The sequence below is a fragment of the Pseudoroseomonas ludipueritiae genome (assembly GCF_014490445.1).
In the GTDB taxonomy this organism is placed as follows: Bacteria; Pseudomonadota; Alphaproteobacteria; order Acetobacterales; family Acetobacteraceae; genus Pseudoroseomonas; species Pseudoroseomonas ludipueritiae.
In genome coordinates this window covers 59,255-78,078 of record NZ_JACTUZ010000001.1, presented here as the reverse complement: position 1 = coordinate 78,078, position 18,824 = coordinate 59,255, and the positions used below count along the sequence as shown (strand labels likewise).

Annotated in this window: 19 protein-coding genes and 1 riboswitch; of the genes, 3 read left to right on the top strand and 16 right to left on the bottom strand. The window is 69.4% G+C overall.

The features are described from left to right. Positions 1-74: 74 nt before the first annotated feature. Entirely contained in the window at positions 75-1,136 is a 1,062-nt protein-coding gene (locus tag IBL25_RS00390; protein WP_187776564.1) for a lysine-2,3-aminomutase-like protein, read from the bottom strand. A 37-nt stretch (positions 1,137-1,173) separates the two neighbouring features. Here IBL25_RS00390 and epmA point away from each other — a divergent pair, with 37 nt between their 5' ends. Beyond that, positions 1,174-2,235 carry an EF-P lysine aminoacylase EpmA gene (gene epmA / locus IBL25_RS00385; RefSeq protein WP_187776563.1) on the top strand — a complete coding sequence of 354 codons (1,062 nt, stop codon included), beginning with the start codon at positions 1,174-1,176 and terminating at the stop codon, positions 2,233-2,235. Here the strand turns inward: epmA and IBL25_RS00380 are convergent. Together IBL25_RS00380 and IBL25_RS00375 are read right to left on the bottom strand one after the other, a co-directional pair. After that, positions 2,220-2,966 (bottom strand): arginyltransferase, encoded by a 747-nt coding sequence (locus tag IBL25_RS00380; RefSeq protein WP_187776562.1) that lies wholly within the window; start codon positions 2,964-2,966, stop codon positions 2,220-2,222. The two genes, epmA and IBL25_RS00380, sit on opposite strands and share 16 nt — an antisense overlap. A gap of 70 nt (positions 2,967-3,036) precedes the next feature. Beyond that, complete coding sequence (locus tag IBL25_RS00375) at positions 3,037-5,463, bottom strand: penicillin acylase family protein (RefSeq protein WP_187776561.1); 2,427 nt, start codon at positions 5,461-5,463, stop codon at positions 3,037-3,039. 77 nt (positions 5,464-5,540) lie between these two features. Here IBL25_RS00375 and IBL25_RS00370 point away from each other — a divergent pair, with 77 nt between their 5' ends. Beyond that, positions 5,541-5,924: a YraN family protein gene (locus tag IBL25_RS00370; RefSeq protein WP_187776560.1), complete on the top strand. Its 384-nt coding sequence runs from the start codon at positions 5,541-5,543 to the stop codon at positions 5,922-5,924. On the opposite strand, the gene acpS is transcribed toward IBL25_RS00370, so the two are convergent. The 10 genes from acpS to IBL25_RS00320 form a co-directional block, all read right to left on the bottom strand. Further along, entirely contained in the window at positions 5,921-6,331 is a 411-nt protein-coding gene (acpS, locus tag IBL25_RS00365) for a holo-ACP synthase (RefSeq protein WP_187776559.1), read from the bottom strand. The genes IBL25_RS00370 and acpS overlap by 4 nt on opposite strands. A gap of 16 nt (positions 6,332-6,347) precedes the next feature. Continuing rightward, entirely contained in the window at positions 6,348-8,633 is a 2,286-nt protein-coding gene (locus tag IBL25_RS00360) for a RelA/SpoT family protein (protein WP_379656035.1), read from the bottom strand. A gap of 16 nt (positions 8,634-8,649) precedes the next feature. Next, a complete protein-coding gene (rpoZ, locus tag IBL25_RS00355) occupies positions 8,650-9,042 on the bottom strand; it encodes a DNA-directed RNA polymerase subunit omega (protein ID WP_187776558.1) in 393 nt (130 codons plus the stop codon). A 69-nt stretch (positions 9,043-9,111) separates the two neighbouring features. Further along, positions 9,112-9,603, bottom strand: coding sequence for a 2-amino-4-hydroxy-6-hydroxymethyldihydropteridine diphosphokinase (gene folK, locus IBL25_RS00350; protein WP_187776557.1), 492 nt, complete (start codon positions 9,601-9,603; stop codon positions 9,112-9,114). Further along, complete coding sequence (locus tag IBL25_RS00345; protein ID WP_187776556.1) at positions 9,600-11,249, bottom strand: NTP transferase domain-containing protein; 1,650 nt, start codon at positions 11,247-11,249, stop codon at positions 9,600-9,602. Before IBL25_RS00345 ends, folK begins: the two co-directional genes overlap by 4 nt. Then, positions 11,246-11,941 (bottom strand): XdhC family protein, encoded by a 696-nt coding sequence (locus IBL25_RS00340; RefSeq protein WP_187776555.1) that lies wholly within the window; start codon positions 11,939-11,941, stop codon positions 11,246-11,248. The genes IBL25_RS00345 and IBL25_RS00340 overlap by 4 nt, the downstream gene beginning before the upstream one ends. Continuing rightward, on the bottom strand, positions 11,938-12,258 hold the full coding sequence (locus IBL25_RS00335; RefSeq protein ID WP_120636406.1) for an XdhC family protein: 321 nt from the start codon (positions 12,256-12,258) through the stop codon (positions 11,938-11,940). The genes IBL25_RS00340 and IBL25_RS00335 overlap by 4 nt, the downstream gene beginning before the upstream one ends. After that, positions 12,255-13,379 carry a vWA domain-containing protein gene (locus IBL25_RS00330; RefSeq protein ID WP_187776554.1) on the bottom strand — a complete coding sequence of 375 codons (1,125 nt, stop codon included), beginning with the start codon at positions 13,377-13,379 and terminating at the stop codon, positions 12,255-12,257. The genes IBL25_RS00335 and IBL25_RS00330 overlap by 4 nt, the downstream gene beginning before the upstream one ends. A 35-nt stretch (positions 13,380-13,414) precedes the next feature. Continuing rightward, complete coding sequence (locus tag IBL25_RS00325) at positions 13,415-14,332, bottom strand: AAA family ATPase (RefSeq protein WP_187776553.1); 918 nt, start codon at positions 14,330-14,332, stop codon at positions 13,415-13,417. Beyond that, positions 14,325-15,122, bottom strand: a complete 798-nt coding sequence (locus IBL25_RS00320) for a CoxG family protein (RefSeq protein ID WP_187776552.1) — start codon at positions 15,120-15,122, stop codon at positions 14,325-14,327. Before IBL25_RS00320 ends, IBL25_RS00325 begins: the two co-directional genes overlap by 8 nt. 141 nt (positions 15,123-15,263) lie before the next feature. Here IBL25_RS00320 and prpB point away from each other — a divergent pair, with 141 nt between their 5' ends. After that, a complete protein-coding gene (prpB, locus tag IBL25_RS00315; protein WP_187776551.1) occupies positions 15,264-16,187 on the top strand; it encodes a methylisocitrate lyase in 924 nt (307 codons plus the stop codon). 18 nt (positions 16,188-16,205) lie between these two features. On the opposite strand, the gene IBL25_RS00310 is transcribed toward prpB, so the two are convergent. From IBL25_RS00310 to IBL25_RS00300, 3 genes are all read right to left on the bottom strand, one after another. Then, positions 16,206-17,177 (bottom strand): ABC transporter substrate-binding protein, encoded by a 972-nt coding sequence (locus IBL25_RS00310; RefSeq protein WP_187776550.1) that lies wholly within the window; start codon positions 17,175-17,177, stop codon positions 16,206-16,208. After that, entirely contained in the window at positions 17,174-17,929 is a 756-nt protein-coding gene (locus IBL25_RS00305) for an ABC transporter permease (protein ID WP_187776549.1), read from the bottom strand. Before IBL25_RS00305 ends, IBL25_RS00310 begins: the two co-directional genes overlap by 4 nt. Next, the gene (locus tag IBL25_RS00300; protein ID WP_367615516.1) at positions 17,926-18,657 is read right to left on the bottom strand and encodes an ABC transporter ATP-binding protein; all 732 of its coding nucleotides are present in this window, start codon (positions 18,655-18,657) and stop codon (positions 17,926-17,928) included. The genes IBL25_RS00305 and IBL25_RS00300 overlap by 4 nt, the downstream gene beginning before the upstream one ends. Next, positions 18,653-18,763, bottom strand: a riboswitch (TPP riboswitch). It overlaps the preceding gene by 5 nt. Between the last annotated feature and the right edge of the window lie 61 nt (positions 18,764-18,824).

The following is an 18,824-nucleotide window of genomic DNA, read 5'->3' as shown; positions in this document are numbered from 1 at the left end:
AAGGAAAGCTGCGGAAACGCCGGCGACGGAATTAGTTTAATAGCAAAAATTTACAGGATGATCCTGAGTTCTGATCACCGGTCGGGATAAGGATGGCCATGCCGATCAAGCGGCCCTTCCACGGTCCAGCCGTCCGACTCGGCCTGGGTGAAGTCTGGCCCTAGAGGTGCCTTGCCGGCGCCGTTCGGCAGGTCCAGCACATAAGTCGGCCATGCCAGGCCAGAGAGGCGACCCCGTAACTGGCGCAGCAGTGAACGACCCTCGGATATGGGAACCTCGAAGCGAGCTGTCCCGGGGGCACGGTCCAACTGGTGGAGGTAGTAGGGCTTCACCTGCGCGGCCAGCATGGCGCGGAATAGGCCCTCAAGTGCCTCGGCCGAGTCATTCACGCCCCGGAGCAGTACGCTCTGCCCCAGCAAGGTGGCACCGGCGTTCCGCAGCCGCCGCAGGGCCTCCCGTGCCATGGGCGAGAACTCCCTCGCATGATTTGCGTGAACACAGAGGAACATCGCCTTGTGCGTTGATAAAGCATCGGAAAGCCTCTCATCGACACGCTCAGGTGCTGCCACGGGAACGCGGGAATGGATGCGGATGATGTCCAGGTGCGGAATGGCCGAAAGGCGGCGGACGATATGGCCCAGCCGGCGCGCCGAAAGCATCAGCGGGTCCCCCCCGGTCAGGATGGCCTCCCGCACCTGGGGGGTCGCCGCGAACCAGTCGATGGCGGCATCCAGCTCCGCCTCGCTCAACAGGCCGCCATCGGGCCCCACAACCTCCCGCCGGAAGCAGAAGCGGCAATAGACGGGGCAGGCGAGCAGGGGCTTCAGCAGCGCGCGGTCGGGATAGCGGTGCACCACGCCCTTCACGGGCGTGAAGGGTGCGTCGCTGGTCGGGTCGCTGCGCTCATCCGGCAGCGTCACCAGTTCCGCCACATCGGGCACATACTGGCGGGCGATAGGGTCGGATGGATCGGCCCGGTCGATCAAGGCCTGCACGGCGGGGGTAATCGCCATGGCGAAATGCTCCGCCACGCGCTGGAGCCCAGGGGCCGCCTCGGGCGGTGCCAGTCCTGCTTCCACCAGGGCAGCGGGGTCGCGCAGCGTGCGCGGCTTCAAATCGGGAACACCGTCGGGCATGGTCGGCGGCCTTACGCCTGGAAGCCCCGTCGCCGCAATGCCTGATCCTATCTCCTCCCTGCCGGACTGGCACCCGCACCGCTTGTCCGCCCGCATGCCAGCCCTGCGGCGGCGTGCCGACCTGCTGAAGCGGACCCGCGCCTTCTTCACCGAGCGCGGCTATACCGAGGTCGAGACCCCAGCCCTGGTGCCGGCACCGGGCATGGAAGTCCATCTGGCGGCCTTCCGGACCACCTTCCGACCCATCCTGGGCGAGGGAGAGGAAACGCTCTGGCTCCGCACCTCGCCAGAGCTGGCCATCAAGCGGTTGCTGGTGGCTGGCGCGGGGCCGGTCTTCGAGATCGCGCGCGTCTGGCGCAATGGCGAGGTCTCCGCCCGGCACAGCCCGGAATTCACCATGCTGGAGTGGTACCGCCCGGCGGCCTCGCTGGGGGCCCTGATGGATGAAACGGAGGCCTATCTCCGCACCATGCTGCCACCCGAGGTAATGCATCGCGGCATCCGTACCGACCTGTCGCTGCCTTTCGAGCGCCTGACGGTCGCCGAGGCCTTTCGCCGCCACTGCGGCGGCCTGGACATCCTGGGTACGCTGGATGGCGCGGGCGAGGGTGACGCGACCGCGTTGCGCGAAGCCGCAGCCCATGCCGGCGTGCCGCCACGCGAGAACGAAGGATGGGAAGACCTGTTCTTCCGCCTGCTGCTGGAGCGCATCGAGCCGCAACTGGGGCGGGATCGGGCTACCTTTCTAACCCATTGGCCAGCGCCCCAGGCAGCTCTGGCAAGGCGCGACCCTGCGGACCCACGCGCCGCGCTGCGCTTCGAGCTTTTCGCCGCCGGCATCGAGCTGGCCAATGCCTTCGATGAACTGACCGATGCCACCGAGCAGGCCGGCCGCTTCGCCCGGGATGTCGAGGAACGCCACCGCCTTTACGGCGAAGGATGGCCGGTGGATGAGGATTTTCTGGCGGCCCTTCGCCACGGCATGCCGGCCACGGCCGGGATCGCTCTGGGCTTTGATCGCCTAGCCATGCTGGCAGCGGGCGCCGAGAGCATCGAGGATACGCTCTGGCTCGGGCGCTGGCCTTATTCGCCCGGCTGAACGATGTCGGTGGCCAGCAATTCCCGCCAATGCCCGCCAGTCAGGATCTCGCTGGGGCGGAAGCGGGCCTTGTAGGCCATCTTGCGGCTCTGCGGCACCCAATAGCCGAGATAGACGAAGGGCAGGTCCAACTGCATGGCCCGCTGCACCAGCCACAGCACGGCGTAGGTGCCGAGGGAGCGGCGCTCTATCCCGGGGTCGTAGAAGGAATAGACGGCGGAAAGACCGTCGCTCAGCCGGTCCGTCAGGCAAGCGGCGACAAGGCGGCCATCCGGTTCGCGGAACTCCACCACATGCGTGGTGATGGGCGTGTCCTCGATCATGGCGCGGTAGTCGTAGAAGCCCATCGAGGCCATGTCGCCATCGTTGTGGCGGGCCTGCTGGTAGCGCTGGAACAGGGTGAACTGCTCGGCCGTGGCGCGGGCGGTGGTTTCCTGCGCCGTCAGGTCGGCATTGTCGCGCGCCACGCGCCGCTGGGTACGGTCGGGCTGGAAGCGGTCGCAGGCGATGCGGATGGGGATGCAGGCCTGGCAGCCGGGGCAGACCGGCGAATAGGCGATGTTGTGGCTGCGCCGGAAGCCGGCACGCGAGAGGCGGTCATGCAGCGCCTCGGATTCCGCGCCGGTCAGTTCGGTCACGACCTTCCGCTCCGTCCGGCCTGCCAGATAGGGGCAGGGCATCGGGGCGGTGGTGTAGAAGAATTGCGGGCGGCGCGTGGTGCGGTGGAGCATGTTTTCTACCGACATACTCTCCCCGGCCAGCGCCGCCGAAGCAACAGCGGAGATGCGAAGAAGGCGCTCCTCAGCCCGGTTCCAGGCGCAGGACGCCGCCACTCTGCCCCGGCACAGGCCCCAGCGGCAGCAGCAGGGCGCCATCCGGCGCATGCCCGGCCCAAATCGGCGTCTGGTCTGCCCAATAGCGCGAGAGCGGGTGGCCGGACTGCCCGGTGCCGATCACGGCTGCCGCGCCCTCAGGCACCGAAAGGTCGAAGACCGCGCGGAGGCCCGGCCCATGCACATGCGCGAAGCCGCCACCGGCCATGCCGCCCCGGTTGACGGTCTCGCCGTCGCCTCCGGTGGGCGCCTCGATCCGCGTCCAGTCCCTCAGGACAGGCAGGAAGCGCAGCAGCGGGTGCTCGAACCGCGCCCGGTGCGCCATGTCCCAGCGCCAGGCTGCGGGATCAGGGCCAAATCGCTCCGCCAGCTGGGCCGTGGCACGTTCCAGCGCCTCGGACACCAATGCGGCACAGGCATCGCTGGCGGCCGCCCCAGCCGGGGCATCGGGCGCCGCGGCCTCCCCGGACGGGCGGCACCAATGGGCACCGCGCATGTCGGGGTTCAGCACGAACCGCAGGAACTCGGGCGTCGGCGGCCAGGCACCGGCAGGCACGCCACCCATGCTCAGCGCCGCCCGGGCTGCCAGCGGCCACCAGGCGTTGAAGATCAGTGGCTGCGGTGCAGCGGCACGCATCTGCCCGTCCCACCCAAGGAGGAGGTCGCGTGCCGCGCCGGCAGGGCCGGCGGGGCGGGGGATGGCGCGCAGCACTGGTAACATTTCCCGCGCGAAAAGGCTGACCTCGTCGCGCTGCATCGCCGCAAGGTCCTGCGGCGCCTGTAGGTGCCGCTGCGCCAAGAGGGCGTGGATGCGGCGGAAGCGCCAGTCACCATACCAGTCGCGGCCGAGATAGGGCTCCTTGCCCGCCGCTTGCACCCTGTTATTGGCGTTGACCAGAATGCCGCTGGCCGGGTTCTCGGCATGCGCCATGTCCTCGAAGGGCACCCAGCCGGTCCAGTCGTGGCTATCATCCCAGCCCGGAGCCGGCATGGTGCCGTCGCCAGCCCGGCGGGCCGGCGTGCGGCCCGTCAGGAACATGCCGATACCCCCATCGGCGGCTGCGACCATCAGGTTCTGCGCCGGAGCGGTGATCAGGGCGGCGGCGGCACGAGCCTGCGCCAGCGTCGTGGCATTGTTCAGAGCGTGCAGGCCGGCAGCCGCGGTGTCACGAGGAGCGAGATTGGCCATCTGCACCGCCAGCACGCTGCTTCCTTCGGGAGAGCTGGTGCCATCGAGGTCGCTGACAACGGGGCCGTGCCGGGTTTCCCGCACACGCAGCACCTCAGGCTCATGACCCCGTACCCGGATGGTCTCCTCCCGCACCGTGAAGGGGCGAGGGCCCTCAGGCGTCTCGTAGCCATCGGCGCCGGCGAGGCGATCAATGAACACATCCTGTGTATCGGAATGGGTGGTGGTGAAGCCCCAGGCGAGCGCCGCGCTGCGCCCGATCACCATGAAGGGCACCCCTGGCGAAGTGGCGCCCGCCAGGAACCGGGCTGGCTGCCCCGGCGCCGCCGCGATCTCGATGCGCGCCAGGTACCACAGGATCGGCGCCTGAAAGCCCAGATGTGGGTCCGAGGCTAGCAGGGGCCTGCCGGTGGCCGAGCGTGCTGCCGACACCGCCCAGGCGTTGGAGGCGCTGGAAGGCAGTGGCGCGTCGCGTGGAAATTCCGGCACTGCCGCCGCCAGCCGGTCCAGGCGCTCTAGCGATGGCAGGCCCGCGAGATCGGCGCGGCCTGTGCTGTCGTCGGAAGGCCAAAGTTCCGCCAGCCGTTCCGGCGGCAAGATGCCGGCCAGGCGAGCCCGGTCCAGCTCCAGCCGCCAGTTGCCGGAGAGCCATAGCCCCATGACCTTGGCCCAAAGCAGGCTTTGCCAGGGCTCCCAGGCTTCCGGCGCCCCGAGGGCGATAAATTCTGGTGCCGCGAAGCGGCCGCGTGCCTCCAGCCAGGCATTCACGCCCCGGGCGTAAGCATCCAGCATGGCCCGGGTCGCTTCCGGCAGCGCCGCGTAATCAGCCCGGGCGCTTTGTGCCAGGCCGAGAGTGCGGCTGAACCGGTCCATCCGTAGCGCAGCAGGGCCTGCCAACTCCGCCAGCCGGCCAGCCGCGCCACGCCGCATGGCCTCCATCTGGAACATGCGGTCTCGCGCGTGCAGCCAGCCGAGGGCCTGCGCGGCGTCCTGTTCATTAAGGGCCGTGACGCGGGGGATGCCGTGCTCGTCCTGCACGATTTCCACTGGACCGGAAAGGCCGCGCAGGGCGTAGCGGCCCTGGGCAGGCGGCAGGGTGAACCAGAGGGCCGCTGCCAGCCCGCCCCCCGCCACGGCAAGCAGCACGAGCACAGTGAGAAGCCCGCGCAGGAAGAACCGACGGAGCCAGCGGGAGCGTCGTTGCATATTTTCCGGTTTAGGATGCCCGGCGCTGAAGGGCCAGCCGCTTGCGGTGCAGACACGGGGGCGGGAACATCACGGCCATGCCAGCGCATCCTTCCCGATCCGATCTGCGCGCCGCCGCCGAGGCACGCGGGCGCTCCGCCGAGGCGCGGGTCGCCGCGCGGCTGGCTGAGGAGGGCTGGAGGGTGTTGGATAGCCGTGCCCGCACCGCTGCCGGTGAGATCGATGTGGTAGCGGAGCGGGAAGGGCTGCTGGCCTTCATCGAGGTCAAGGCGCGCCCGAGCCTGACGGAGGCCGCCCATGCCCTGGGGCCCCGGCAGCGGGCACGGCTGTTGCGCGCGGCCGAGGTCTGGCTGGCGTCGCATCCCGGCCACGGCGAGGTCGGCATCCGCTTCGATGTGCTGCTGCTGGACGGGGAGGGGCGGATGCGCCGGATCGCCGACGCATTCCGCCTGGGCGACTAGAGCGCCAGCTTCACCGCGGCGATGATGACCACCGCCTGCGCATAGGGGTATTCATCCGTCATGGTCAGGCTGATCTGAGCGCCGTATCCCGCGGGGGTAATGGCATCCAGCCGGGCGGCGGCACCGCCGGTCAGCCGCAGCGATGGCTGGCCGGAGGAAAGGTTCACCACCCCCAGATCCTTCCAGAAGACGCCCTGCCGGAAGCCGGTGCCGAGGGCCTTGGAGGCTGCCTCCTTAGCAGCGAAGCGCTTGGCATAGGTCGCGGCGCGCAGCTTCTCCGTCCGGCTTTCCGCCTTGCGCCGCTCCAGGGGCGTGAAGACACGCTCGATAAAGCGGTCTCCATGGCGCGCCAGCGTCTGCTCGATGCGGCGGATATCCACGATGTCGTTGCCGAGGCCGATGATCATGACGCAGGGATTAGCCTCAGCTCTTGGCCCGGTCCACCTGGTCGATGCCCGGGCAGGTGCGCAGCGCCGCCACCACCTGCGACAGGTGCCGCAGGTCCGAGACCTCCAGGTCCACCACCACCTCGGCGAAATCCGGGGCGCGGTGGGTGAAGCGCAGGTTGTGCAGCTTGCCGTTCTGCTTGGCGATGGTCACCGTCATGGCGGCGATGGCCGCGTCCTCATTGCTGGTGACGACCTGCAGCCGCGCCAGATGGGCGCCGCCAGACCCGGCCTCGTAGTCCCAGTCGATGTCGATGAAGCGCTCGGGCGTCGCCGCGAAGGCCTCCAGGCTGTGGCAGTCGTTCTTGTGCACCGTCACGCCCTTGCCGGTGGTGACGATGCCCAGGATGCGGTCGCCTGGAACAGGGTGGCAGCAGCCGGCGAATTGCACCGCCATGCCTGGCACCAGCCCGATGATGCCGGAGGCCGTATCCCGCCGCCGCTCGTTGCCGGTGCGCATGACCGTGGCGCCCGGCTTGCCGCGCGCACGGGCCAGGGGCATGTGGTCATGCGGGCGGGGCGGCCCGCGCAACTCGGGGACGGCAGCGTGCAGCACCTCGCGCGGTGAGACATTGCCATTGCCGACGGCGACGCAGAGATCCTCGAAGCTTGGCTGCTTGAAGGCCTTGAGCGCCGGCTCCGCCAGCTTCTCGCTGAAGTCGAGGCCCTCCTGGCGGAAAGCCTTGGCGATGGCGCTGCGGCCCTGCTCCTGAAACTCGCTGCGCTGCCGTGCCAGGGCGAAGCGCTTGATGCGCGCCTTGGCCTTGCCGGTGACGACGAAGCGTTCCCAGGCCGGGTTTGGCGTGCCGCCGCGCGCCGTGATGATCTCGACCTGGTCGCCATTCTCCAGCACGTGCCGCAGCGGCACGATGCGGCCATTGATCTTGGCACCGACGCAGGTGTCGCCCACCTGGCTGTGGACCTGGTAGGCGAAGTCGATCGGCGTGGCGCCACGGGGCAGGGCGATCAGGTCGCCCTTGGGCGTGAAGCAGAAGACCTGGTCCTGGTGCAGGGCCAGCTTCGTGTGTTCCAGGAACTCCTGCGGCTCGGAGGCCGACTCCAGGAGTTCCAGCAGCTCCTTGACCCAGGGGTAGCGGCGCTGCTTGACGGGCTGCGTGGCCGCATCGGCCGGGCTGCCCTGCTTGTACATCCAGTGGGCGGCCACGCCATATTCGGCGACCTCGTGCATCTCCGGCGTCCGGATCTGCACCTCGATCTTGGCATTACGCCGTTCCGGCACCGAGACGCCGGTATGCAGGCTCTGGTAGCCGTTGGATTTGGGGGTGGAGATGTAGTCCTTGAAGCGCCCCGGCACCACGCGATAGGCGGAATGAATGGCGCCCAGGGCGGCGTAGCAGTTCGCCTTGTCGGTGGTGACGATGCGGAAGGCCATGATGTCCGAGAGCTGCTCGAACTCCACCTTCTTCTCGTGCATCTTCAGCCAGATGGAATAAGGCGACTTTTCCCGCCCCGTGACCTCCAGCAACGGCACGCCTGCTTCCGCCAGCTTGGCCCGCAGGTCGGCCGCGATCTCGTCGATCAGGTCCGCGCCCTGGCCACGCAGGAAGGCGAGGCGGGCGGTGATGGTCTGGTAGGCGTCCGGCTGCAACTCGCGGAAGGAGAGCGACTGAAGCTCGGTCTTGACCGCATCCATGCCGATCCGCTGCGCCAGCGGCGCATAGATCTCCATGGTCTCCCGCGCCGTCTTGGCCCGCTTCTCGGGCTTCGGCACGTAATGGAGCGTCCGCATGTTATGCGTGCGGTCGGCCAGCTTCACGAGCAGGACGCGGATGTCCTCGCTCATCGCCAGCACCAGCTTGCGGAAGTTCTCCGCCTGCTTGGTCCGCTCCGACTGCAATTCCAGCCGGGTCAGCTTGGTGACGCCATCCACCAGCTTGGCGATGTCGCTGCCGAACTTCTTCTCAAGGTCCACCAGCGAGACGCTGGTGTCCTCCACCACGTCATGCAGCAGCGCTGTGGCGATGGTGGCCGTGTCCAATCGGTAGCCGGCCAGGATGCCAGCGACCGCGACAGGGTGGGTGATATAGGGGTCGCCGTTCTCGCGCGCCTGGCTAGCATGCGCCGTGGCGGCCAAGTCATAGGCTGCCTCGATCAGCGCCACATCAGCGCGCGGGTCATAAGCAGCAACACGCCGGGCCAATTCAGTGCCCGGCGTCTCCACGCGTGGTTTTAAGCTTGGCTCAGCAAGGCCCTCAGGCGCATGTGGCGCCGGAAACAGATCCGCCCCGGCGCCCGGTCTCAAGCGAGCCTCCGTCCGGTCAGCGGCGGCCGCCGAGCTCGGCGGCGATGGCTGCTTCGATATCGTCGCCCGACATATCCTCCGCGCCGGCGTCCGGCAGCGGCTCCTCGTTCACGTCCATGACGCCGAAGATGTTCTCGTCGGTGGCGATCAGGTCGATCACCTCTTCCTCGACAGGCTCCGGCTCCGGCGCACGCAGCAGCGACTTCACCAGGTCCTGCTCCAGGGCAGGCAGCTCCACCGTCTGCTCCGCGATCTCCCGCAGGGCGACCACGGGGTTCTTGTCGTTGTCGCGATCGAGGGTCAGTTCCTCGCCCCGGCTGATGTTGCGGGCGCGTTGCGCGGCCAACAGGACCAGCTCGAACCGGTTGGGAACTTGCAGGATGCAGTCTTCAACAGTGACGCGGGCCATGGTGAGGCCTCCAAATCCATCAGATCAGCGGAACCTTCCAGATAGACACCGCGGGCGCGAAACACAAGGTCAGAACGGTTCCATCGCCGCCGGGGGAAGGGTAAGCAGCAGATCCTCAACGCTTTTCCCCAGCGCGGGATGCACCCAGCCCGGGGCGACTTCCGCCAGGGGCTGCAGGACGAATCGCCGCTGATGGGCGCGTGGATGCGGCAGGACCGGGTCCGGCGCCTCCCGCACCGCGTTGCCCATGGCGATGATGTCCAGGTCCAGGGTGCGCGGCGCATTGGGGTAGGGGCGGACCCGGCCGGCGGCATTCTCCAGCGCCTGAAGCGAGGAGAGGAGCACATCGGGAGCAATGTCTCCCTCGCAGCGTGCCACGCCGTTCACATACCAGGGGGCGCCGGGCAGCGGAGGCTCAGGCGCCGTGGACCACCAGCGTGACAGCGCCATCAGGCGCAGGCCGGGAATATCGTCCAGCGCCCGCGCCGCGGCCTCGCAGGTGGCGCGGGGCGCGCTGCCGTCCTGTCCAGGCAGGTTGGCGCCAAGGGCGATCAGGATCATGCCAGCTTCCCGGCGAGGTCCGGCTGGGCGGCCAGGGCCTCGACCGTATCGAAGTCCCGCAACACGGCGTCGTCCGGCATCTCCACTTCCGAGACCCGCTCGGCGTGGCGGCGCAGCAGCCGCCGCGCGCCCTGGTCGCCGGTCAGCGCCATCATCTCCGGCAGGAACTCCCGCGACCAGAGGACGGGGTTGCCATGCTGCCCCTGGAAGGTGGGCATCACCACGGCACGTCCTTCCTCAGGGTCGAAAGTGGTAAGCAGGCGGTCGATGCCAGCACCGCCGACCAGGGGCATGTCGCCCAGGCAGATAACAAAGCCTTCAGCCTCCGCCGGCAGTGCCGCCAGCCCGGCCTTGAGCGACGCAGACAGCCCCTCGGCATAATCCGCCGCCCGCACGAAGGTGACAGGCCGGCCGGCCAGCGCCGCCTCCACCTGCTCCCGGTCATGGCCGGTGACCACCACCACCGGGCGCGCCTGGGAAGCCAGCACATTGTCCACCACGCGCGCCACCATGGGACGGCCGTCCTGCCCCGGCACCAGCAGCTTGTTGAGCGGCGCCATGCGGCTGGAGCGGCCGGCGGCCAGTACCAGGGCGGCCACCTGCCGCCGCCGGCGGGGCGTGGCGGGGCCAGCTTGGCCCTTCGGCGCCTCCGCCCGCGGCAAGGGGCGGCTTTCGATTTCCTTCAGCAGGCCGCCGACGCCCATCCGCATCACGTCGCGCGACCTGACATGCAGGCCGGCGAAGATGCGTTGCAGCACCCAGTCAAAGCCATTCAGCTTCGGGCTGCGGGCGCATCCGGGCAGCACCATGGCGGGAACGCCACCGATCTCGCCCAGGCAGATCAGGTTGCCTGGGTCTACTGGCATGCCGAAATGCTCGACGCGCCCACCGGCGCGCACGATGGCCGCCGGCCCGGCATCCCGCCGGTCCACCACGGCCGATGCCCCGGCGATCAGCAGCAGCTCGGCGCCTGCCTGTGACAGCCGTTGCAGGGCGGCGGCAATGGCCCCTTCATCATGCGGGCAGCGCTCGGGCGGCAGAAGGGTGCCGGTGAGGCCGGTGATGCGTTGGCCCGTCGCCTCTACCGCGCCTTCCATGATGCTTTCCTTGAGGCCGGGCAGCTCCGTCAGCACGAGCCCGACCTTCAGCGGCCGGAAAGGATGCACACCCAGCAGGCGGCCGCTGCGGGCAATGCCTTCCGCCACCTCCAGCACCTCGCCCGACATGGCGAAGGGGATGATCTTGGCCGTGGCCAGCATCTCCCCGGCCGAAACCGGAGTGAAGTTGGGTAGGGTGGCCAGCGTCAGGCTTTCGTCCAGCGCGTTCAGCCGGTCCACCAGGGCAACATCCACCACCAGCAGGCCGGCGGCCTCGGAGCGCAGGTTGACGCGGCCAGTCGCGGCGCGCGTCCGGGCGACATGCTGGCTGAGCAGGGCTTCGCCAATCCGGTGCGCCGCCTCGTCCTCCACGACATCGCCAGGCTCCAGCCGGGCCGCGATCACCTCCTGCCGGCCCGACGCCACCAAGGCAGCCACGGCGCCCGCATCCAGCCGCGTGCCCTTCTTCAGCACGCGCCCTTCCAGGCGGATGGTATGGGCCAGGACGGCGCCTTCGGCTTCCGCCAGGGGCGTGGGGCCGAAGATCATGTCCGTTGGCCCAGAGCCGCGCCGCGCCGGCGCGCCACGACCTCGGAGATAATGGAGAGCGCGATCTCAGGCGCCGTCACCGCCCCGATATCCAGGCCGATGGGGGCGGAGATACGGGCAATGGCCTCCTCGTCGAAGCCGGCCTCCTGCAGCCGCGCCACCCGCTTGGCATGGGTGCGGCGGCTGCCCAGCGCGCCGATGTAAAAAGCAGGGGAACGCAGCGCCACTTCCAGCGCAGGGTCGTCCAGCTTGGGGTCATGAGTCAGGGTGACGATGGCGGTGCGGGTATCCGGCGCCAGAGCTTCCATCGCCTCATCCGGCCACTCGTCGCGCAGCGTGACGCTGCCGTCGAAGCGCTCCTCGGTCGCGAAGGCGCGGCGGGGGTCCACCACCGTCACTGCGAAGCCCAGGCCGGCAGCCATCGGCACCAGCGCCTGCGCCACATGCACGGCCCCCACCACGATCAGCCGCAGCGGCGGGTTGTGGGGCTGGATGAACCATTCCGCGCCCTCGTCGGTCAGGTTCGCGGCCTTGTCGGCTTCCAGCGCGGCAGCGGCGGCCTCCGCCAGCGGGGCCGGGGGAGCGTCCTCGGGGTAGAGGAACTGTTCGCCATCGGAGAGCCGCGTCAGCAGGGCGACAGGGCGGCCAGCCGCCTTTGCCTCCTGCAGGCGTGCGAGCAGGGCAGCCTTCACGCCAGCTTCTCCACAAAGACCTTCAGCTTGCCGCCGCAGGCGAGCCCCACTTCCCAGGCGCGCTCATCGCTGATGCCGAAGTCCAGCAGCTGCGGTGCGCCGCTATCCATGGTCTGCTTCGCCACATCGGCCACCGCGCCCTCAATGCACCCGCCCGAGACACTGCCCGCCATGCGGCCGGAGGCGGTGACCGCCAGCTGCGATCCTGGCGGCCGGGGCGAACTGCCCCAGGTTTCCACCACCGTGGCCAGCGCCACGGTCTCACCTTCGGCCAGCCAGCCGGCCGCGGTCGCCAGAATGTCTTCCCGATCGCTCATGACGGCATCCTTGCCCTCGACTGCGGCGCCGAAAGCGTCTCCACCAGCGACCGCAGGCTTTCGATGTTATGGACGGGGCGATGCTCATGGACCAAGGGCAGCATCGTCCTCACGCCCTGGGATTTCGGCTGGAAGCCGGCATAGCGCAAGAGCGGGTTCAGCCAGATCAGGCGGCGGCAGGAATGGCGGAGCCGGTCGGTGGCCGCAGCCAGCCGGGCCAGTTCCTCCGGCCCGCCGCGCTCCAGCCCATCCGTGATCAGCAGCACCACCGCACCCTGGCCCAGCACGCGCCGGGACCAGTCATGGTTGAAGCGGTCCAGTGCCTCGCCGATGCGGGTGCCGCCGGACCAGTCCGGCACGACATGGCTGACCAGCTCGAAGGCCACCTCGGCATCCCGGTGCCGCAACTGGCGGGTGATGTTGGTCAGCCGGGTGCCGAAAAGGAAGGTGGAGACCCGGTCCCGGTCGTTGCTGACAGCGTGCAGGAAGTGCAGCAGGATCTGCGCATAGCGCGCCATGCTGCCGGAGATATCGCAGATGGCCACCAGCGGCGGCGGGCGCACCACCCGTTCGGAGCGGCGGATATCCAGCACCTCGCCACCCTGGCGCAGGCTTTCCTTCAGGGTCGCGCGGAGGTCGGTGCGGCGCCCGGCGGCATTGGGACGGAAGCGGCGGGTGGGGCGGGCATCCAGCGGCAGGGAAAGGCGGCGGATCTCGCGCTTGGCCTCGGCGATCTCGCCCGCGCCCATGGCCTCGAAATCCATCTTCCGCAACTGCTCGCCGGCGCTGACAGTCAGCGCGGCATCCGGGCGGGCCTCGACCTTCGGCGGCGCGGGGGAGGCACCGCCACCGCCCAGGGCCTCAGAAACCCGGCGTGCGGCGGCCGGAGCCTTGTCCAGCAACTCCAGCTCTCCTGCCTCGGTCGCGCCGGGGCTGGAGGGTGCGCGCCAGAACAGCGTGAAAGCCTGGTCGAAGATCTCGAAATGCTCGCGCCGGTGCACCAGCGTGGCGCGCAGCGCGGCCTGGACCTGTTGGCGGTCGCCCAACTCGATGCGGGACAGCGCCTCGGCGCCGGCCAGCATCTCGGCCGGTCCGATGGGCAGGCCCGCGCGGCGCAGCATCCGGCCGAAGCCCAGAAGATTCCCCGCCAGCGCGGTCAGAACGGCACCGCCACCTTGGGTGGCGCCTTGACCTCTCCCAGCAGCCGCGCGGCTTCGGCACCACGCAACTTGGCGATGTCGTCCTGGTACTTCAGCAGGGCGCCCAGGGTTTCATCCACCAGCGCCGGCTCCAGCTCCGTGGCGTTCAGCGCACCCAGGGCCGCCGCCCAGTCGATGGTCTCCGCCACGCCTGGATACTTGAAATAGTCGCCCTGGCGGATGCGCTGCACGAATTCCACCACCTGGGCCGAAAGCTTCGCCGGCAGGCCGGGTGCGCGGCTGTCCAGGATAGCGCGCTCCCGCGCCGCATCCGGGTAATCGACCCAGTGATAGAGGCAGCGGCGGCGGATGGCGTCATGCACCTCCCGCGTCCGGTTGCTGGTCAGCACCACCACGGGCGGCGTCTCGGCACGGATGGTGCCGATCTCGGGAATGGAGAGCTGGAAATCGGCCAGGATCTCCAGCAGGAAAGCCTCGAAGGGCTCGTCCGCGCGATCCAGCTCATCGATCAGCAGCACGGCGGGGCTGCCGGTCAGGGCCGAGAGCAGCGGGCGCTCCTGCAGGAAGCGGCGGTCGTAGATGCCCGCTTCCAGCGCCTGCCGGTCCGTCTCGCCGGAAGCCTCGGCCAGCCGGATGGCCATCAGCTGCCGCGCGTGGTTCCACTCATAGGCAGCCGCGGCAAGATCCAACCCGTCGTAGCATTGCAACCGCACCAGCCGGCGGCCGAGGCCAGCCGCCAGCACCTTGGCGATCTCCGTCTTGCCGGTGCCGGGCTCCCCCTCCAGGAAGAGGGGGCGGCCCATGGCAAGCGCCAGATGCACCGTGGTCGCCAGCGCCCGGTCGGCCACATAACCGCCGGCTGCCAGGAGCCGTTCGGTCGCCTCGACAGAAGCCGGGAACCCGGACTCAGCCATTCAGGAAGAGCACCGCGAGCAGCAGCAGCCAGATCACGCCGCCGATCCAGAAGGTGAGGGGCAGGCCGAAGATCTCGGTCGGCGCCAGGGCCATCAGGTTTACCGGCACCGGATGGGCCGGGGTGGCGGGGATATTCGGGCGGCCGGCGACGTCATCATAGGTCGTGCCGGGCGGCGTGCCGCCGGCATGTTCCACCAGCCCTGCGCCCGCCAGCGTGGCGGCACCGAGCCGTTCTTCCGGTGTAGCGTCGCCCACCAGCGTGCCCGGCGCGGGGGTGGGGCGGGTGCCCGGGGGCAGCGCCGCCACTTCGGAGGGACGAACGCCCTCGGCCGCAACGGCAGGCGCCGGAGCGGAAACCAGGGCGGCGAACCGGTCGAAGAACTGGTCGGCCATCTGCTTGGCGGTGCTGTCGATCAGCCGGGCGCCGAGCTGCGCCATCTTGCCGCCGACCTGCGCCTTGACCACGTATTTCAGCAACGTCTCGGTGGCGGAAAGCTCTTCCAGGCTGACATCGGCGCCGCCCTTGGCGAAGCCCATGGCGCCGCCATTGCCCTCGCCGCCGATGGTGTAGGAGGCGGGTGGGTTGATGTTCGTCAGCTGCACCTTGCCGGTGAAGCGTGCCGCCATCGGGCCCAGCTTCACGGCCACGCGAGCCTGGAAGCTGTCGTCGCCGACACGCTCCACCGTCTCGCAGCCAGGGATGGACTGGCGCAGCACATCGGGGTCGTTCAGCGCGCGCCAGACGGTCTCGCGCGGCGCCTCGATGCGCCTTTCGCCGGTCATTTCCATGGCTGGTCTCCCTGAGATCCGTAACGGTCGGTGGCAAAACTAGGGCGTGATCGGCCTCACGGAAAGGGCCACGGGTGCTGCCATGGCGGCGACTCGGGACGCGGTGTAGGAAGGATGCATCGTCCGGAGAGGAGAAGAGCCATGCCCTACGTGATTGCCGACGACCTACCGGACGCCCCTGCGGGCCAAAGGTTTCGCGCGCTGCTGGAGCGGCCGGAGATTTTGCGCATCCCCGGCGCGCATCTGGGCATCGCCTCGCTGCTGGCGAAGAAGGCGGGGTTCGAGGCGCTCTACATGTCCGGCGCCGCGATGTCGGCCACCATGGGCCTGCCGGACCTCGGCATGATCACGGTCGATGACGTGGCCTGGCACATCCGCCAGGTGGCGCGGGCCAGCGGCCTGCCGGCGCTGGTGGATGGCGACACCGGCTATGGCGAGGCGCTGAATGTCATGCACATGGTGCGTGCCTTCGAGGAAGCGGGCGCTGGCGCCGTGCACCTGGAAGACCAGCTGCTGCCGAAGAAGTGCGGCCACCTGAACGACAAGAAGCTGGCGGATGCGCGCGACATGGCGGCCAAGGTGGCGGCGGCGCGCAAGGCGCGGCGGCACCTCTACCTGATCGCCCGCACCGATGCGGCGGCGAGCGAGGGTATCGACGGCGCCGTGGCGCGCGCGAAGCTCTATCTGGATGCCGGCGCCGACGCGATCTTCCCGGAAGCGCTGACCACGGCCGAGATGTTCCGCGAATTCGCGCGCCGCATGCCGGGCGTGAAGCTGCTGGCGAACATGACCGAGTTCGGCCGCACGCCCTTCTTCACGGCGGAAGAGTTCCAGGAGATGGGCTATGCCATGGTGATCTGGCCGGTGAGCCACCTGCGCGTCGCCGCCAAGGGGATGGAGGAGCTCTACGGCGCCATCGCCCGCGACGGCGGCACGCACAAGATGGTGGACCGCATGCAGACGCGTGCCGAGCTGTACCAGACCATCGACTACCACGCCTATGAGTCGCTCGACAGCACGCTGATCCAGACCGTGGTGCCGGAGGCGATGCCGCAGCGGAGCTGACGGCACCGCCAGCAGGCGTCAGGCCGGGGGCAGCTCCACCGCGTAGCTGTCCACCGGCGGCACGCTGCCGATCATCTTCCGCTCGTGCAGAAAGCGGGCGAAGCGGTCGTAGCGATTGCGGTCCAGCGCCGCGGGGCTGAGGGAGAAGCGGTCCGCCGTGTCCGCGAAGGCAAGGCGGTTCAGCTCGTTGTCCAGCTCCTTGCGTGGGCCGGCGATGAACATCTTCCAGCTTTCTTCACGGTTGTTCACGAGGAAGGTGGTAGCGGCCTCCACCGCGTCCATGAAGCGGCGCAGCGCGGCGTCCTTCACGCGCTCCTTGTGCGCGACATAGATCAGCTCGTCATAGATCGGCATGCCGTGCTGCTCGGGATAGAAGGCGCGGCCGGGGCGGCCTTCCAGCGCCAGTTGGTGCAGCTCGAAATTGCGGAAGCCGCCCAGGATGGCATCGACCTGCCTCGACATCAGCGCGGAGGAGAGGCCGAAATTGACGTTCACCAGCGTCACATCCCTGGAGGAAAGCCCGACGGAGCCGAGGATGGCATCCACCGTCACTTCCTCAAGCCCCGCGGTGCTGAAGCCGATCTTCCTGCCCTTCAGGTCCGCCAGCTTCTGGATCGGGCCGTCCTGCAACACCGTCAGCGTGGAAAGGGGCGTCGCCACCAGGGTGCCGACACGGGCCAGCGGCAGGCCCTGGTCCACCGCCAGGTGCAGGTTCTTCTGGTAATAGACGCCGAGATCCGCCTGCTTCGCCGCGACAAGGCGCGGCGGATCGCCAGGATCGGCGGGGGCGACGATCCGCACCTCCAGCCCGGCACGGGCGAAATGCCCGCCTTCCTGGGCAATGACGATCGGCGCGTGGTCCGGGTTCACGAACCAGTCCAGGATCAGGGTGAGCTTTGTTGTGGCCGGGGCGGTGGCCTGGGCGCGTGCCACCGCCGGCAGCGCCAGTGCCGCCAGCGCGGGCAGGGCCCTGCGGGTGATCTTGGTCATTCGGTTTCTCCGTGGTCCAGAAGGGCATCGGGCTGCCAGGGCAGCATCCGGCGCAGCAGCAGGTCGGTCGCGAACCACAAGGCCATGGCCATAGCGGCCAGGATGGCGAGGGCGGCGAACATCATGTCGGTCTGGCTGCGGCCATTGGCCTGCAGCATCACATAGCCGAGGCCCGCCGAAGCCCCGACCCATTCGCCCACCACGGCACCGATCGGCGCCACGGCCGCGGCCACGCGCAAGCCGGAGGCGAAGCCCGGCAGCGCCGCCGGCACCCGTACCCGCCACAGGATGGCGGCGCGGGAGGCACCCATGGTGCTGGCGAGGTCCAGCCAGCCGGGCTCCGTGCGGCGCAGGCCGTCATAGAAGGCGGTGGCCACTGGAAAGAAGATGATGATGGTGGCCATGGCGACCTTGCTGGCCAGGCCGAAGCCCAGCCACAGCACCAGCAGCGGCGCGATGGCGAAGACCGGGATGGCCTGGCTGGCGATCAGCAGGGGCAGCAGCCAGCGGCGCCCGCCGCGCCATGCGGTCAGCAGCAGCGCCGTCGCGGCACCCAGCAAAGTGCCAAAGAGCAGCCCCAGAAGGATCTCCGCCAGGGTCGTGCCGGCATGGCCGATCAGGATGTCCCAGCGGCTGGTCAGCACGTTCCAGACCCGCAGCGGGGAGGGCAGCAGGAAGGCCGGCACGCCTGCCCAGCGCACGAAGCCTTCCCAGGCCAGCAGCAGCCCGGCGGCCGCGATCAGCGCCCTCATGCCGGTTCCGCCAGCAGGTCCAGCAGAGCGGCCTGGGCCGCCACCACATCGGGGTCCGTTGCGGCGCGCAGGGGCGGGGAGGCGGGCAGGGGCAGGTCTTCCGCGACCGCGCCTTCCGGCCCCGGGCGGAGCACCAGGACGCGATGGGCCATCCGCAGCGCCTCCAGCGGGTCATGCGTCACCAGCAGCACCGTGCGACCGGCGAGCAGCCCGGTGGCCAGCCCCTGCAACCGGTGGCGCGTCGGGGCATCGACGGCGCTGAAGGGCTCGTCCATCAGCACAAAGGGGCGGTCTTCCATCAAGGTGCGGGCCAGGGCGGCGCGCTGCCGCATGCCGCCGGAAAGCTCGGCGGGCCGCGCCTTCTCCCGCCCGGCGAGGCCAACAGAGGCGATCAGCGCATCGGCACGCGCGGGGTTGGGAGGCTCACCCCGCAGCTTCGCGCCCAGCATCACGTTCGCGCGGAGGTCCAGCCAGGGCATCAGCAGGTCCTGCTGCCCCATCCAGGCGATCCGGCGGGCCAGGGGGGCGCCGTCCCCCGGCGTTACCTTCGCGCCGGGCGGGAGGGGCAGCAGCCCGGCAAGCAGCCGGAGCAAGGTGGATTTGCCGACCCCTGAAGGGCCGAGCAGGGCCGTGACCTCACCGCCGCCGAAGCGGAGTTCGCAGGCGCCCAGCACGGGGCGGCCGCCAAGGCGGATAACGGGCAGGGACACACCGAGAGCTGGTGCCAAGTGCAACCTCCGATCCCTTCGCCGGCATGACCCGGATCAGGTTCAAGGGGTCGCAGGGCCGATTCCCTGCCTCTCAGCCCAACAAAGGGCTCCCCCCGGATAGGCTGCTTCTAGGCATGTGCTGCGGAACCGTGCAAGGGGGGTGGCAAGGCCGGGCGCCACCCTAT

Excerpts from the sequence above, each read along its gene's own strand:
- IBL25_RS00390 (WP_187776564.1), bottom strand. The coding sequence starts at position 1,136 with ATGCCCGACGGTGTTCCCGATTTGAAGCCGCGCACGCTGCGCGACCCC.
- epmA (WP_187776563.1), top strand. The coding sequence starts at position 1,174 with ATGCCTGATCCTATCTCCTCCCTGCCGGACTGGCACCCGCACCGCTTG.
- IBL25_RS00380 (WP_187776562.1), bottom strand. The coding sequence starts at position 2,966 with ATGCTCCACCGCACCACGCGCCGCCCGCAATTCTTCTACACCACCGCC.
- IBL25_RS00375 (WP_187776561.1), bottom strand. The coding sequence starts at position 5,463 with ATGCAACGACGCTCCCGCTGGCTCCGTCGGTTCTTCCTGCGCGGGCTT.
- IBL25_RS00370 (WP_187776560.1), top strand. The coding sequence starts at position 5,541 with ATGCCAGCGCATCCTTCCCGATCCGATCTGCGCGCCGCCGCCGAGGCA.
- acpS (WP_187776559.1), bottom strand. The coding sequence starts at position 6,331 with ATGATCATCGGCCTCGGCAACGACATCGTGGATATCCGCCGCATCGAG.
- rpoZ (WP_187776558.1), bottom strand. The coding sequence starts at position 9,042 with ATGGCCCGCGTCACTGTTGAAGACTGCATCCTGCAAGTTCCCAACCGG.
- folK (WP_187776557.1), bottom strand. The coding sequence starts at position 9,603 with ATGATCCTGATCGCCCTTGGCGCCAACCTGCCTGGACAGGACGGCAGC.
- IBL25_RS00345 (WP_187776556.1), bottom strand. The coding sequence starts at position 11,249 with ATGATCTTCGGCCCCACGCCCCTGGCGGAAGCCGAAGGCGCCGTCCTG.
- IBL25_RS00335 (WP_120636406.1), bottom strand. The coding sequence starts at position 12,258 with ATGAGCGATCGGGAAGACATTCTGGCGACCGCGGCCGGCTGGCTGGCC.
- IBL25_RS00330 (WP_187776554.1), bottom strand. The coding sequence starts at position 13,379 with ATGCTGCGCCGCGCGGGCCTGCCCATCGGACCGGCCGAGATGCTGGCC.
- IBL25_RS00325 (WP_187776553.1), bottom strand. The coding sequence starts at position 14,332 with ATGGCTGAGTCCGGGTTCCCGGCTTCTGTCGAGGCGACCGAACGGCTC.
- IBL25_RS00320 (WP_187776552.1), bottom strand. The coding sequence starts at position 15,122 with ATGGAAATGACCGGCGAAAGGCGCATCGAGGCGCCGCGCGAGACCGTC.
- prpB (WP_187776551.1), top strand. The coding sequence starts at position 15,264 with ATGCCCTACGTGATTGCCGACGACCTACCGGACGCCCCTGCGGGCCAA.
- IBL25_RS00310 (WP_187776550.1), bottom strand. The coding sequence starts at position 17,177 with ATGACCAAGATCACCCGCAGGGCCCTGCCCGCGCTGGCGGCACTGGCG.
- IBL25_RS00305 (WP_187776549.1), bottom strand. The coding sequence starts at position 17,929 with ATGAGGGCGCTGATCGCGGCCGCCGGGCTGCTGCTGGCCTGGGAAGGC.